14 protein-coding genes are annotated in these 13,253 nt (G+C 52.0%); 10 read left to right on the plus strand and 4 right to left on the minus strand.

Annotated features, from left to right (window positions below; genetic code table 11):
* Window positions 1–36 precede the first annotated feature (36 nt).
* Window positions 37–1,047: a phage integrase gene (locus tag I6L58_RS00090; RefSeq protein WP_088208317.1), complete on the minus strand. Its 1,011-nt coding sequence runs from the start codon at window positions 1,045–1,047 to the stop codon at window positions 37–39.
* Between the two features lie 96 nt (window positions 1,048–1,143).
* Window positions 1,144–1,443, minus strand: coding sequence for a helix-turn-helix domain-containing protein (locus tag I6L58_RS00095; RefSeq protein WP_000106733.1), 300 nt, complete (start codon window positions 1,441–1,443; stop codon window positions 1,144–1,146).
* 121 nt (window positions 1,444–1,564) lie between these two features.
* On the opposite strand from I6L58_RS00095, the gene I6L58_RS00100 reads away from it, so the two are divergent.
* The 7 genes from I6L58_RS00100 (at window position 1,565) to I6L58_RS00130 (ending at window position 7,117) form a co-directional block, all read left to right on the plus strand.
* Complete coding sequence (locus I6L58_RS00100) at window positions 1,565–1,840, plus strand: regulatory phage cox family protein (protein WP_062728682.1); 276 nt, start codon at window positions 1,565–1,567, stop codon at window positions 1,838–1,840.
* Window positions 1,841–2,006: 166 nt separating this feature from the next.
* Window positions 2,007–2,507: a replication protein B gene (locus I6L58_RS00105; RefSeq protein WP_088208318.1), complete on the plus strand. Its 501-nt coding sequence runs from the start codon at window positions 2,007–2,009 to the stop codon at window positions 2,505–2,507.
* A 66-nt stretch (window positions 2,508–2,573) separates the two neighbouring features.
* On the plus strand, window positions 2,574–2,792 hold the full coding sequence (locus I6L58_RS00110) for a DUF2732 family protein (RefSeq protein ID WP_049010660.1): 219 nt from the start codon (window positions 2,574–2,576) through the stop codon (window positions 2,790–2,792).
* A gap of 21 nt (window positions 2,793–2,813) precedes the next feature.
* Entirely contained in the window at window positions 2,814–3,095 is a 282-nt protein-coding gene (locus tag I6L58_RS00115) for a DUF5405 family protein (RefSeq protein WP_088208319.1), read from the plus strand.
* On the plus strand, window positions 3,092–4,099 hold the full coding sequence (locus I6L58_RS00120) for a phosphoadenosine phosphosulfate reductase domain-containing protein (RefSeq protein WP_088208320.1): 1,008 nt from the start codon (window positions 3,092–3,094) through the stop codon (window positions 4,097–4,099). Before I6L58_RS00115 ends, I6L58_RS00120 begins: the two co-directional genes overlap by 4 nt.
* Complete coding sequence (locus I6L58_RS00125; RefSeq protein ID WP_088208321.1) at window positions 4,096–6,378, plus strand: replication endonuclease; 2,283 nt, start codon at window positions 4,096–4,098, stop codon at window positions 6,376–6,378. Before I6L58_RS00120 ends, I6L58_RS00125 begins: the two co-directional genes overlap by 4 nt.
* Window positions 6,379–6,523: 145 nt before the next feature.
* Window positions 6,524–7,117 (plus strand): hypothetical protein, encoded by a 594-nt coding sequence (locus tag I6L58_RS00130; protein WP_088208322.1) that lies wholly within the window; start codon window positions 6,524–6,526, stop codon window positions 7,115–7,117.
* Between the two features lie 349 nt (window positions 7,118–7,466).
* Here the strand turns inward: I6L58_RS00130 and I6L58_RS00135 are convergent, their stop codons facing one another.
* A complete protein-coding gene (locus I6L58_RS00135) occupies window positions 7,467–8,492 on the minus strand; it encodes a phage portal protein (protein WP_088208323.1) in 1,026 nt (341 codons plus the stop codon).
* Between the two features lies 1 nt (window position 8,493).
* Window positions 8,494–10,263 carry a terminase ATPase subunit family protein gene (locus I6L58_RS00140; protein WP_088208324.1) on the minus strand — a complete coding sequence of 590 codons (1,770 nt, stop codon included), beginning with the start codon at window positions 10,261–10,263 and terminating at the stop codon, window positions 8,494–8,496.
* Between the two features lie 166 nt (window positions 10,264–10,429).
* Here I6L58_RS00140 and I6L58_RS00145 point away from each other — a divergent pair, with 166 nt between their 5' ends.
* The 3 genes from I6L58_RS00145 to I6L58_RS00155 are packed head-to-tail and all read left to right on the plus strand — an operon-like array spanning window position 10,430 to window position 13,166.
* Window positions 10,430–11,284 carry a GPO family capsid scaffolding protein gene (locus I6L58_RS00145; RefSeq protein WP_045269004.1) on the plus strand — a complete coding sequence of 285 codons (855 nt, stop codon included), beginning with the start codon at window positions 10,430–10,432 and terminating at the stop codon, window positions 11,282–11,284.
* A gap of 55 nt (window positions 11,285–11,339) precedes the next feature.
* Window positions 11,340–12,407 (plus strand): phage major capsid protein, P2 family, encoded by a 1,068-nt coding sequence (locus I6L58_RS00150; protein ID WP_088208325.1) that lies wholly within the window; start codon window positions 11,340–11,342, stop codon window positions 12,405–12,407.
* A 3-nt stretch (window positions 12,408–12,410) separates the two neighbouring features.
* Window positions 12,411–13,166, plus strand: coding sequence for a phage terminase small subunit (locus I6L58_RS00155; RefSeq protein WP_088208326.1), 756 nt, complete (start codon window positions 12,411–12,413; stop codon window positions 13,164–13,166).
* Window positions 13,167–13,253 lie beyond the last annotated feature (87 nt).

The following is a 13,253-nucleotide window of genomic DNA, read 5'->3' on the forward strand; positions in this document are numbered from 1 at the left end:
GTTTTACTACTAGCAGCCAAAAGCCATAAAAAGCGGCTAGGGTGTGGACACATTGTGGACACTCTTACCACCATTAGCACCCTTCAGCGGGTTAAGCGAAATCGCGTCCTGCAGATACTGAGGAGCGAAGTGCGCATAGACCATTGTCTGCGCAATTTTCGTATGACCTAAGATCCTCTGCAGTGTGATGATATTGCCCCCGTTAATCATAAAGTGCGTGGCGAAAGAGTGTCGTAGAGCATGTGTTGCTTGCCCCGCCGGTAAGTCGGGCTTAACTTCTTTGAGGATTCGCCTGAATTCAGCATAACTGGCGTCAGGAAACAGAAAACCTCGTGTTTTGCCTACAACATAAGCCGCAACGTCATCAGAGATCGGGACCGTGCGGGGTGTGTTGGTTTTCGTCTTAACGAAAGACACCCGGTTATGAATCACGTTCTCCGCCTTCAACCGCGCAGCTTCTCCCCATCTTGCCCCGGTACTCAAACACAAAACCGCAATTTTACGATTATCACCTGAGAGCGCAGCAAGTAAGGCGTCAATTTCCTCAAGAGTGAGATAGCCCGTTTCGGCAGTCTGCTCTTTCAGTTTTTTGAATCCCCTGAATGGATGCTCACCGTTATACAGTTCTGACTCAATCAGGGTTGTGAACATTCCACCTAGTGTGATCAGGTCACGGTTGATGGTAGTTGGCTTAATACCTTCACCCCGACGTTGAGCACAATATTGCGTTATCAGGCTCTTGGTGATCTGGAAAGCGCACGGGTTTCCGGTCATCGTTTCGAAACGCTCAATTTTCCTGAGATACGATTGACCGTGCTCCTCATGTTTACCTTTCAGCTTCCACCACAACTCTTTCAGTTCTGACAATTGGCGTTTGTCCGTTGGTTTTGAGAGCCATTCCTTTGAGTGATGGTTATATTGAGTGTGCTTTTCAAAAGCCATCGCCTCGCTTTTCTTGTCGAACTTCCGACGGATGCGTTTTCCGTTACGCCCGCTCGGTCTAATGTCCACTTCATATCGACCATCATCGAGCTTTTTAACAGACATAAAGCCTCCCGATGATGTAACTGCGTACTTCAATTTCCTGATTTAAATAGCAAAAACTCACTGTGCATTTGCTGCACAAAAAAGCGCCGTAAATGGTTAGCCAGTTTTCTGGTCTGAGTGGGGTGACGTTGTTGTCTGCTGCCCAAAGTGCGCGAGAGCCGGTGCAATTTGCCCAGCTTCAGGTGCTATTTGGTCAGTCATAAACCATAAGGTGTACTTGGTGAAACGAGGATGTTGAAGGATTCTCATTATGGGCTCGACACCCGGTTTTTTATCCCCAGCTTCGTATCCACAAAATGAACCATATGCTATTCCGGTTAACTCACTGATTTCCTTTCTATTTAATCGTTCTGACTCCCTGATGAGTTTGATTTTTTCATTTATCGGGGTTGACATGAATCCTCCATACGATGATTATTCCCTTATAAGGAAATAAATTCCTTATTAGTGGGTTTTGGCTATAGGCAATTAAAGCCCTTTATGAGCAATTAAATGCACTAAAGGAGAATCGTAACAGATGAACAACCAGCTTGTAAGTAGCACGGATGCGGTCCCGTATCAGGAGTTTGCCCGTCTTATTGGAAAAACTCCTGCAGCGGTTAAAGGGATGATTGAGAAGGGCAAGTTACCTGTTGTTGAGATGACCGATCCGCAGTCGACGAGTGGGCGTGCAGGGGAATATTGGGTTTATCTTCCAGCGTGGAATAAGGGCATGAAGATGGCCTATGACAGCCGCCCGAAGGAAATTAGAGACGGTTGGCTGATGTGGCTCGGATTAGGGGAGCCAGTATGAATAATGAACCTCGCTGTATTGCACAGTTGCTTCGAAGAGAAAGCCCTAAACCTACCAACTTCACTATCACTCACGGTCGCGGACGCAAGGGCATCATCATCCGAACCCGTAAGACGGGTGTTATCGAGAAGCTTCGCCGCCTGGTCAAAAAGAGAGGGCTGTGGTTATGACGGTCATGACACTTAATGTGATCCAGAAGCAACCAACAGCACTTCGCGGTCTGGTCTGCAAGTATCTGGCTCAGCCTCGCTGGCAAGACACTTGCGATTTTTACAATCAGATGATGGAGCGGGAGCGTCTTACGGTTTGTTTCCACGCTCAATTAAAACAGCGTCACTCTGTCATGCGCTTAGAGGAAATGACCGAAGCCGATCGTGAGCGTCTTGTTTGCGCGCTTGATGAATTGAGAAATGCATTCACCCGGTATCGCCAACTTGGCACCTCAAAAGCAACTTTCATCAGCCGCCTGACTGTAAGCCAAAGACGCTCATTGTTTCTTCATGCGGGACTGACAGAGCAGGAATTTATGATGCCGCACTGGCGTTTGAATGAGGAGGACTGTTATTGGCGTGACAAACTTTTCCGCGCTTTGCGAGAGTTGTTCAGCCTTTTTGAGTACGCACCAACCATTTTAACCTCAGTAAAACCTGAGCAGTATTTACATTAATTAATCTGGATTCGTTTTATTACGCGCCTTACAGCGTGGGGACTCCTCTTGTCCGGAGATAGGCAAATGCAAAAACAAAATACAGCGCAGCGGGGAATGTATTCGGCACATCTGGCGCAGGCAGTAAGCGAGGCACAGCGCGACACGGCGACCCGTTTCTCTTCGCAGTTTGACGGACTTATCGCGTACATCAGTAAGTCAGAACTTAATCGCACCGAGATTATCGAGTTATTAGGCCAGGAGTCGGAAAAGTTACACAACTCAATTTTCGGTAGAGCTGGCTAATCACTTTTAACAGGAAGCAAAATGAGCATACGCATCGAGATTAATAACCAATACGTCATCACTAGTGACCGCTATCAATTCATTTTGCAGGAAAAAAAGACCGCTACATCCGGGAAGAATGAAGGTAAGGAATGGTTGGACGTTGTGGGTTACTACCCAACTGTCCCTAAACTCGTTTCAGGTCTGATTCTCCACGATATTTTGACAGGTGAAGCGAGCAGCTTTGCAGAATTGGGCTATCAAATCGAACGCATTGGTCAAGAGTGCAGCGCTTGCTTTTCTAAAGGGAACACTCGCAAATGACGATTGATGCTCGATGCTTAGCTGATAACACAATCAACATAGTCACAGTTTCTGGCGGGAAAGATAGTTTAGCTGATTGGCTCTTAGCAATAGAGAACGGCATTCCTTTTCGTGTTGTGTTTGCCGATACCGGCCATGAACACCCTCAGACGATGGATTATCTTGATTATCTGGAGAATCGCCTTGGGAATATTATTCGTGTAAAGGCTGATTTCTCTAAACGCATACAGGGGAAGCGGGATTTTATAGCTGAGCGATGGCCTGTTTCTCTTGTCGAAGAGTGCGGTTTCACTAGGGATGAAGCTGCGTTTCGTATTCAACGCGCATTGTCATTACTTCAACCAACTGGAATTCCTTTCTTAGATTTGGCTATGTGGAAAGGTCGATTTCCCTCCACAAAAGCAAAATTTTGCACGTTCGAACTGAAACACGAGCCTGTCAAAACCCAGGTTGTCGGGCCCGCGCTTAATGATTTCGATGAGGTGGTTATGTGGCAAGGAGTGCGGGCTCAGGAGTCGCCTGCGCGAGCTGCTTTGTCTGAATGGGAAGAGGATGCAGACAATACACCGGGTTTGCATGTTTATCGCCCGATCCTTCAATGGAAGCATGAGGAGGTTTTTGCCATCGCAAAACGCCACGGCATCAAACCTAATCCTCTTTATTTGCAAGGATGTGGGCGAGTCGGGTGTATGCCTTGCGTCAATGTCAGGAAATCTGAACTTGCAGAAATTTTCGCAAGATGGCCTGAAGAAATCGCCCGTGTGTCGGAGTGGGAACGGCTCGTTGCGGAATGCTCCCGTAGGGGCAATGCTGTTTTCTTCCCTTCAAATCAAGATCCGAAGCGAGCGGAGAAGCGAATTAATGTTGTAACTGTCGATGGTTACGGCATACAGACATACCGTGACTGGGCAATGACTACCCACGGAGGAACTCAATTTGATCTATTGGGTGCATCAAATGACTTAAGCGTATGCAGTAGCATTTATGCGGGCGTGTGTGAGTGAGCAGCCCATGTAAAGGGCGCATCGCTCCCTCGCCACCAACGCCTTTCTCGAAGCACACCGACGATACATTCGTCGGTGCTTATCCCTGGAATGCCCCACGCTCTGCAATCGGCCGCGACAGACCCCTTACACGTGGCGAATTCCGTCAGGTGCAAGGTGTTTTAGGTAAAGTTAATCGCCTGCCATATGTCTTAAAAACGTTGTTTAACTCGCGGTATGACTTCATCCGTCGTACTAAAAGCCCACTTCATGGTCTCTATTTCCTCAAGAACACCGTTGAGCAAAGGGTGGGGCCGCGTCTTGAGCGAGTCAATCAGTTAAACGGAATGAACGAGACTGCATCTCTTCTCTTTTTAAGCGAGCGCGAAAACTATTCACGTTTAGCGGGTATGAGTGACAAAGAGCTCAAAAAATTAGCTGCCCGTATCGCTTCGCAGCTCTATGTTGCTTATGAGGAACTTAGCGATGCATGGGCAGATGCTCACGGCGGTAAAGAAACCCTTTTCACCGATGAAGCGCAGGCGCACTTATATGGTCACGTTGCCGGTGCAGCTCGTGCATTCAACATCACCCCAATGTTCTGGAAGAAATACCGTAAAGGGCAAATCACGATCCGCCAGGCATTTTCCACTATCGCTCGTCTGATTAACGATGAATGGTGGATTAACCAGTTTAAGGGGCAGCGTATGCGCTGGCACGAGGCCTTGCTGATTGCCGCCGGTGAGGTGAACAAAGACCGCTCCCCATACGCTAGTAAAACGGCGATCCGCGATGTGCATTCTCGCCGTCAGGCTAATCTCGAATACTTGAAGTCGTGCGAGCTGGAAAACAAAGTCACAGGTGAGCGCATCGATCTCATCAGCAAAGTCATGGGAAGTATTTCAAACCCCGAAATCCGTCGTATGGAACTGATGAATACTATCGCAGGTATTGAGCGCTATGCGGCCGGTCAGGGTGACGTCGGGATGTTTATCACCATCACCACGCCGTCGAAGTATCACCCGACACGTCAGGTTGGAAAGGGCGACAAAAAGACGGTGCAGCTTAATCACGGATGGAATGAAACCGCCTTTACGCCTAAGGATGGACAGCGGTATTTATGCAGAATCTGGAGCCTGATGCGCACAGCTTTTAAAGATAACGATCTGCAGGTCTACGGGATGCGCGTGGTTGAGCCGCATCATGACGGAACACCACACTGGCACATGATGCTTTTTTGCAAACCAGAGCAACGCAAAAACATTACCGAAATCATGCGTCGTTATGCCTTAAAAGAGGATGGCGATGAAAAGGGCGCTACAGCACGGCGCTTTGAAGCGAAGCACCTCAATCGAGGTGGTGCAGCTGGTTACATCGCAAAGTACATTGCGAAGAATATTGATGGTTACGCGCTCGATGGTCAGATCGATCACGACACCGGCAAGCCTCTCACCGATACAGCAGCAGCTGTAACCGCATGGGCGTCAACATGGCGCATCCCGCAATTTAAATCTATTGGCCTGCCGACGATGGGAGCATATCGAGAGCTGCGCAAACTGCCCAGTGGTGTGAGTATCGCTGATGAATTTGATGAGCGTGTCGAGGCGGCCAGAGCTGCAGCTGATGAAGGTGAGTTTGACCTGTATATCGCAGCGCAGGGTGGGGCGAATGTTCCACGTGATAGCCAGACCGTCCGTGTGGCTCGTAACGTGACTGACGAGGTCAATGCCTTCGAAGAGGATATAGAGAGAGTCGTGGGCATCTACGCCCCACACTTAGGCTCTGAGCTGGTTCATGTAACCCGGACAGCCGAATGGCGCATCGTTCCTAAGCTTTTGGCCGTTGAGCCTTTGACTTTAAAAAGCGGCATTGCCGCGCCTCGGAGTCCTGTCAATAACTGTGGAAAGCTTACCGGCGATGGCGATACAGTTTTGACACCCACACCGTCTGAGCAAGCTGCAGCGGTGTTAAATCTGATTGAGCGCGGGGTCATCCGCTGGAATGAGCCAGACATCGTGAAAATACTCAACGGCGCGTTAAAAACTGGTGCATCGTGCACAAATCGCCAGCAAAGAAGCAATCCGTTGCTCAAAACGAGCGAGCAAGCGCCATCAGCCAGGATGACGAAGCCCGAAAGAGATCGCGTCGCAAAAATTCGTTTCGAGCTTACGCAAAAAGGTATTACGCTTCAGCGATGGGAGGTTCTGGCTCTGGCGCGAGGAGCGGTGTTCGTAATTGAAGGAGAAACATTCGATTATGGGGCTTATGAGGAGTGGCCAGGGTTCTCAATTACCAAGTAAAAGGTTGTTTTATTGAAAGATTGAGTGGAAAATCAGCAGAGGTAAATGTTAATCCCATAGATTATTTTTTTTCGCTGATGCACGTTTATTTGTTCGATTTTGAAGAATTCAGCCAGGTTAAGCTGTGAACATGGAGGTATAGCTCATGAATCAGAAAAAAAGGCAAAAATATTTAAGCCTGATGCTGGAGTGTCAAAAAAGACTTGAGTCTCTCTATGACTTGTCTTCAGGGCGTGTTGATGGTGTTTATTTCCAAGTGGTAATTGAGATGGAGGCTTTGCAGCTTAGAAAACTTCTTGAACTTATTGCTTTTTCATCACTAATTACTCATGAGAAAGCCTACGAGCAAGTAACGAAAAAAATTGATGGTGTGTGGAAAGCGAAGAATATATTAAAAGAACTGGAGAAAATCAATCCGGATTTTTATCCTGTGCCAATAATAGGAATTAAAGAAAGCGGATGGGTTAAACTTAGAGGCGGTTTTTTGACTAAAAAACAGTTCGTTGCATTATATGATGAGTGCTCAATGTATATTCATGTAAGGAATCCATATCGTGTTAGAAAAAAACCGTTAACTTTCCATGAAAAAGTTCCGATGTATCTTTCAAAAATTGAAAATCTTTTGTTAAAGCACATCGTTTCACTGGCTGGAAGTGAAGGGCTTCTTCTTGTGGATGTACCTCATTTCAAAAACTCGAAAGAGTCCCTGAGAATTAGGCATCTTGTTAAAACTGCGTGAGGAAACCGTTTTTTCCGGGATTCTTTTCTTTTTCGCATAGTGCATTCATCAGATGCATGAGTTTGCATTCGTTTTTGATTCCAGAATTTGCGAGCCCGCACTAGCACTGGCGCGGCGCGAGGCTCCTGATGCTACTGCATTAAAAGCGCCCCGTTAAGCGCGCAGGCGAGGCGGGGATAGCACTGCGCGCCAGACGTGGTGACGAGATTTATTTTGCGCGTCTGTGCGCGTCGTGGCGGCGCGCTGAGCGGTGAGGTTAATCGTGAGGCGGTCGCGGGATTGCGCGGCTTGCGCGGCGTCTGATGAAGTCTGAGGATGTGCCGCCCGTAGGCGGCATTTGGGGCGGGGTTTAGTCGGTCTCTATGCTGTAATCCTTAAAGCGGATCACCTCCATTCCTAACCAATCGTTAATCTCTTTAAACCGCTCCTGCAGCGGCGTCAGCTCGTTACGCACAAACACCCGTGCCACCTTCTCGATATCGCCCATTGAGCCGATATTTTCAGGCTTGCCGCCCATGAGCTGGAACGGCACGCGGTGCGCGTCGAGCAGGTCAGCGGCGCTCACCTTCTTGATGTTAAAAAAATCATCCTTCGTGGCGACTTCACTCAACGGCACGATCTTAATGCCATCTGGTTTCCCGTTCGGGGCGTAGAAAAACAGGTTTTTAAAATTTCCAAGCCCTTTCGAGTCGCGCATCGCGGAGCGCAGCGCCTCGACGTCGGTGCTGCTTTGCGCCGCGTCGGTCACGTACATGATGTAACCCGCGTGCGCGCCGTTCTGGTAATACTTGCGACGAAACAGCGTGGCGGATTCATTCAGCCAGGCGGAATTGAGTGCGCTCAGGTATTCCGGCATCCCATAGAGCTCCTGATTGATATCGGGCTCAAGCAGATGAAACACCGAGCCGGGGGCGAACTGGTGCGGGTGCGTATAGTCCGACACGTACCAGTAAACGCCATCCTCGACACCACGGCGGGTGTATTTGGCCGGGGAGGTTTCCAGTTTAAAGAGCTGGCCGGTCACGCTCATGCGCTTTTCGAGATAGCCGTTGGCAAACACCAGATAATCAAGCACAAGGCGGCTGAAGTCCTGACGCGACAGCAACGGGTGCGGGATAAAGGTGCTGGACAGAATGTTGCGCTTTACGTAAATCGGGGAGCTGTGGTGTACGGCGGCGCGCAGGCTTTTTGCCAGTCCCGAGAAGTTGACCGGCGGCTCGTACCATTTACCGTTGTTGATGCACTCGACATAGTCGAGGATGTCGCGGCGATCCAGAACGGATGACGGCTCACCAAAGGTGAACGCCTCCATTTTCTGCGGCGCGCTGGCGGTCATGCTGGTCTGTTTTGGCTGTTTCTTTTGGCGTTTTTTCATCTTAGTTAATATCCAGAATGGAGCTTGATTGCATACCGCTACCGGCGGAAAGCGGCTCGTTTAACAGCGCGTGCATGGTCGCCCACGCGATATCCGCGTGGCTGGCCTCTTCACTGCGGCTGGCTTCGTAGGTGGCGCTGCGGCCGCTGCTGGTCATGGTTTTGCGGATAGCCATAAATGACTGTGTGATGTCGGTTGCCCCGGCGTCGTATTCCAGACACCCGCGGCGAATGGTGTCTTTTGCTTTCAGCACCATTGCGGTTTTCATTTCCGGCGTGTATCGGATGGCGCGCGCCGCCGGGAAGAATGAGCGTACGAGCTGGTAAACACCCTGGCCGATGCCGGTCGCATCGATGCCGATATAGTCGACGGTGTATTTTTCGGTCAGCGCCCGGATGGCCTCGGCCTGTGCGGCAAAGTCCATGCCTTTCCACTGATGACGCTCAAGGATGCGGAACTTGCCACCGGCAACCAGCGGCGGAGCCAGTACCGCGCACCCGGCGCTGTCCCCGGTGTGTGACGGGTCATAGCCAATCCAGACAGGGCGCCAGTTAAACGGACGGTCGGCGAACGGCTCGAAGTCCTCCCATTCTTCCATCGCATCGACCATGCAGCGCTGCAGCTCCTCGAACGGGAATACCGACGCCTTATCGTCGACGAACTCGCACATAAAAAGGTTACGGAAGTCATCCGCGCTGTTTTCCTGCTTAAGCTGGTCGAGGTTAAACAGGGTGCAGCCACCGGCGAGCGCGTCCTCAATGGTGACTATCTGTCGCCACTGGCCGTCCCCGCATAACATGCCACCGGCAAGCGCCTGATGACTGATGTCGATGTCGACACGCTCGTCGCGGTTGCTGCGGCCACGGTTAAACAGCTCGCCTGACCAGAACGGGTAAGCGCCATGCGCCAGCGTCGACGGGGTCGAAAAATAGGTCGTGCGCAGGTGAGACTGCGAGGCCATGCCCGAGGCGACTTTGCGCAGCTTCTGGAAATTGGGGATCCAGAAAATTTCGTCAACGTACAGGTCGCCGTTGTGGCTCTGCGCGGTGTTGGAATTGGTCCCGAGAAAAATCAGCTCAGCGCCATTGTTGCCGATGACGATTGGGTCGCCTGACAGGTCGACGTCTACCAGACGGGCAAAGGCGATAATGTACTTACGGAACACGTAAGCCTGCGTTTTACTGGCCGACAAAAATATCTGGTTTTGCCCGGTCTTAAGCGCGCGCAGAAGTGACTCGCGCGCAAAGTAGAACGTCGCGCCAATCTGTCGCGATTTCAGGATGTGGCGGATGCGGTGCTCTAATCCCGCTTTATGCCAGCGGAGCTGATACTCAAACGACTGGTCGAAGAAAATCTCTTCCAGCTTTTCAATCGCTTCATCACTGAAGAAATTGCGTTTCGGCTTTTTGCGATCCCCTTTGTTGCGACTCGCAATATTGGGGTTTAAATCCACCTCGTTTCCGGTCTGGCCGTAGCGGTTAATGCGCGCGAGCCGCTCCATCTGGCGCGACAGAAAATCAGCGACTTTGAAGTCATGCGCGGTCAGGTCTGGCTTTGCGTAGAGCTGAATAAGCCGCGCCTCTAACGTGGATTCCACGCGGTTAATCGGGGCGGTTTCCTCCCATCCATCGCGCTGTTTCCAGCTCTGCACCGTCGGGCGCTTGAGCTGCAGCATGTCGCAGATTTGCGGCACGGCGAACCCCTGCCAATACAACAGCCGCGCCTGTCGTCGCGGGTCATTTAACAGAGAAAGGTCAGTTGAAATGGTCATGCTTGCCTCGTTTTTGGTGTTACGTGGCAAGGCTAAGGAAATGGGGCGTTATTCGCGCTAAGTGCCTGTTGTATCAGATCTAACAGGAGCGCAAGCGGTGGCTGATACGGGTCAGAGTCGGGAAACTAAACCCGACCCGAAAACCCAACATCAGGACACCTGAACAATGGCAAAGAAAGTTTCTAAATGGTTTCGCATCGGCGTCGAGGGTGACACCTGCGATGGCCGTGTCATCAGCGGCGATGATATTCAGGATATGGCCGACACGTTCGACCCGCGCGTCTACGGCTGCCGCATTAACCTCGAACATATCAAAAGCCTGTTACCTGACAGCCCGTTTAAACGCTATGGCGATGTGACCGAGCTCAAGGTGGAGATTATCAGCGATGACTCTGCGCTTAACGGCAAAAAGGCGCTGTTTGCCAAAATTGCCCCGCTTGACGAACTGGTCAGCATGGTGCGCGCCGGGCAGAAGGTTTACACCTCAATGGAGATCCGCCCGAACTTCTCAAACAGCGGCAAGTGCTACCTCATCGGGCTGGCCGTCACCGATGACCCGGCAAGTCTCGGCACGGAATACCTCGAATTCTGCAGCCGCGCCGCGCAGAACCCGCTCGCCGGTAAAAAAGACCAGCCGGACGACGTTTTCTCTGTGGCCTCACTGGCTGTGCTGGAATTTGAGGACGTTCCCGACACCATGCTCAACAGCCTGACCGATAAGGTGAGAGCCATTTTTGGCCGCAAGCAGGCCAGCGATGACGCGCGTCTCGCGGATGTGCATGAGGCCGTAACCACCGTCACCGAGCTGGTGCAAACCAACCTCACCGCCACCGACCAGCGCGTCACCGAGCTGGCGACCGAACTGGCGCAACTTAAGCAGGACGTGACCAGCAAGGCGGAAGAAAGCGCGCAGGCATTTAACGACCTCAAAAGCTCCCTCGATAACACCGAAAGCCAGCGCCAGCCGCGCCGCGAGCTTTCAAAAGGCGGTACGGGCGACGAGCTGCTGACCAACTGCTGATAACACGCCGGGCGTGCTGCCCGGCCTGAACCCTTTTACCCGAACAGGAAAAACCATGCGTAAAGATACCCGCTTCAAATTTAATGCCTATCTGTCCCGCGTCGCGGAGCTGAACGGTATTTCCACCGATGACGTGGATAAGAAATTCACCGTCGAGCCGTCGGTCACGCAAACCCTGATGACGACCCTGCAGATGTCATCCGCGTTTCTGACCAAAATCAACATCGTGCCGGTCGACGAGCTGAAAGGCGAAAAAGTCGGGGTTGGCGTTAACGGTACGATTGCGAGCACTGCCGACACCGCCGGTGATGATGAGCGTAAGACCGCTGATTTCACCGCGCTGGAGTCATTCAAATACGAGTGTGACCAGATTAACTTCGATTTCCATATCCGCTATAAACAGCTCGACCTGTGGGCGCGATTCCAGGACTTCCAGACCCGTATCCGTGACGCCATCATTAAACGTCAGTCGCTGGATTTCATCATGGCCGGTTTCAACGGCATCGATCGCGCGGCGACGTCCGACCGAAAAAAATATCCACTGCTGCAGGACGTGGCGATCGGCTGGCTGCAGAAGTACCGCAAAGAAGCGCCAGCGCGCGTGATGTCCAAAATCACCAACGAAGAAGGTGCAGTGATTTCCGACGTGATCCGCGTGGGTAAGAACGGCGACTATGCGAACCTCGACGCGCTGGTCATGGATGCCACCGGCAACCTGATTGACGAGATTTATCAGGATGACCCGGAGCTGGTTGTCATCACTGGCCGTAAGCTGATGGCGGATAAGTATTTCCCTATCGTCAACAAAGAGCAGGAAAACACCGAGTCGCTGGCCGCTGACATCATCATCAGCCAGAAACGTATCGGCAACCTGCCTGCCGTGCGCGTGCCTTACTTCCCGGCAAATGCCCTGATGGTGACGCGTCTCGACAACCTGTCTGTCTACTTCATGGATGACGCGCACCGCCGCAGCATCATCGAGAACCCGAAGAAAGACCGCATCGAAAACTACGAGTCAATGAATGTTGATTATGTGGTCGAGGCTTACGCCGCCGGTTGCCTGATTGAAAACATCAAGCTCGGTGACTTCACTGCACCTGCAGTGCCGGAAAGCGGGGAGTAAGCCATGACGAGTCCCGCAGCGCGTCACATGATGCGGGTCTCGGCCTCTGAAACAGCGCGGCGGGCTGCTGTCCCGCTGCGCAATGCAACTGCCTATGAGCAGATGCTCGTTAAGCTGGCCGCAGACAACCGCACGCTAAAACAAATCAGCTCCAAAGAGCGCAAAGCCGCGAAAAAGCGCGAGCTGCTGCCGTTCTATCTGCCGTGGGTCGCTGGCGTACTCGAAAACGGCAAAGGCGCGCAGGATGACATCGTCATGACGGTGATGCTCTGGCGTCTCGATGCTGACGATATCGCCGGGGCGCTGGAAATCGCCCGTTACGCCATGACCTATGGCCTCACCATGCCGGTCGGTCGCCGTCCGACGCCGTGCCTGCTGGCCGAAGAAGTGGTACTGGCCGCGCAGCGCCTGCTGACGGCAAAACAGCCGGTCAATCAGGCGAACCTGCTCGACACTATCGCGCTGACTGAACGCGCGGATATGCCCGATATCGTGCGTGCGAAGCTGCACAAAATCACCGGCTACGTGCTGCGTGATGCAAAGCAACTGCCGGAGGCGCTGGCGCACCTGCAGCGTGCGATCCAGTTAGAAAGCACCATCGGCGTACGAAAAGATATCGAGCAGCTAGAGCGCCAGCTCAGGCCAAAACCCAAACCGGCACCGAAAACCAAAACGACTCAACCGCGCACGCGCAAAGTCGCCGCTAAACCGGCGGCACGGCGCGGGCGTCCACCAAAGGCGGCAAAAGCCGCAGGTTAACCGAGCGCTCCCCGAGCCGGGCGGCACGCCGGTCAATGCGGGTATTCATTGCCCTGACTGCGACCGGCGTCCACCGCCCACCCATTA

Origin of the sequence: Enterobacter cancerogenus (assembly GCF_019047785.1) — a bacterium.
In the GTDB taxonomy this organism is placed as follows: domain Bacteria; phylum Pseudomonadota; class Gammaproteobacteria; order Enterobacterales; family Enterobacteriaceae; genus Enterobacter; species Enterobacter cancerogenus.